The sequence below is a fragment of the Erwinia sp. MYb416 genome (assembly GCF_037479575.1).
In the GTDB taxonomy this organism is placed as follows: Bacteria; Pseudomonadota; Gammaproteobacteria; order Enterobacterales; family Enterobacteriaceae; genus Erwinia; species Erwinia rhapontici.
The window spans coordinates 1-1,097 of the sequence record NZ_JBBGYT010000320.1 but is presented as its reverse complement, the minus strand read 5'-3'; the positions used below and the strand labels follow the sequence as shown (position 1 = coordinate 1,097).

1 protein-coding gene and 1 pseudogene are annotated in these 1,097 nt (G+C 61.1%); both read left to right on the top strand.

Annotated features, from left to right (window positions below):
- Window positions 1–697 (top strand): cellulose biosynthesis protein BcsQ (gene bcsQ, locus WH277_RS03860; RefSeq protein ID WP_339504453.1); only part of this gene is annotated, 697 nt, incomplete at its 5' end.
- Window positions 694–1,097: pseudogene (gene bcsA / locus WH277_RS03855) on the top strand (UDP-forming cellulose synthase catalytic subunit); the annotation flags it as partial. The gene bcsQ and the pseudogene bcsA, both read left to right, overlap by 4 nt.

The window sequence follows — 1,097 nt, the reverse complement described above, 5'->3', positions numbered from 1 at the left end:
CGGCGTGGGCACCACTTCTGTCACAGCGGCGCTGGCCTGGGCACTGAACTGCCTGGGTGAACGCACTATTGCCATTGATTTTTCCCCTCATAATCAGCTGGGTACCCATTTTAATTCTCCCCTGGCACATTCCCGTGGCTGGGCACACAGCATGCGACACCAGCAGCCCTGGCAGCAGAGCGCGATGCGTTATACCGCGCAGCTCGACTTTATTCCCTTCGGGCAGCTTCCGCGTGAAGAAGGGCAGGATTATTTTCGTCAGCCTGAAGCGTTAGTGGCACCCTGGTCCACGCGTCTTGAGGCCCTGCGTAGCGAATATCGCTGGGTGCTGCTGGATATCCCGGCGGAGCTGTCCCAACTGAGCCATTCGCTGCTGCAGGCCGATCACCATTTGCTGGTGCTCAACCCGGATGGTAACTGCCATCTGCGCCTGCATCAGGCCAACGTTCCGGCCAACACCCTGTTCCTGATCAACCAGTTTACTTCCGTCAGCAAGGTGCAGCAGGATTTGCACCAGCTGTGGTTAAGCACGCTCAGGGCAATGGTTCCGCTGGTGATCCATCGCGATGAGGCGCTCGCGGAAGCGCTGTTAAGCAAGCAACCGTTGGGCGAATATCGCCCGCTCAGCCTGGCGGCAGAGGAGATGGCGACCCTGGCGACCTGGTGCCTGGTCAACCTTAAAGGTAAAGCGGCATGAACCCACTGCGCTGGCTACTGATCCCCCCGGTGTGGCAGGCATTACACCAGCGCTATCGCGACTATCGTCGTCATCGCGCCCCGGTGCTGACCGCAGCCCTCCAGTGCCTGCTGGTGATGCTGGGCTGGACGCTGCTGCGATTTGAATCCCCGGAGTGGCAGTCCGTGCGTGTCCGCCGCCGCCAGCTCTACCCGCAGATTTCGCCGGAACGCCCACGCCCGGCGGATCTGTTGCGTTATCTGGTACAGAGCCTGTGGCTGGTGTTGTTTATGCCCAATGATGCTTCACCGCGCAGCGAGCGCCTGCGGCTGAATGCCTTCCGCCCGCTGGCGCTCAGGCGCAAACTCTTTCACCGCTGGCTGCACCGCCTGTCGCAAAAAGCGCAACGCAGCAGGCTGGA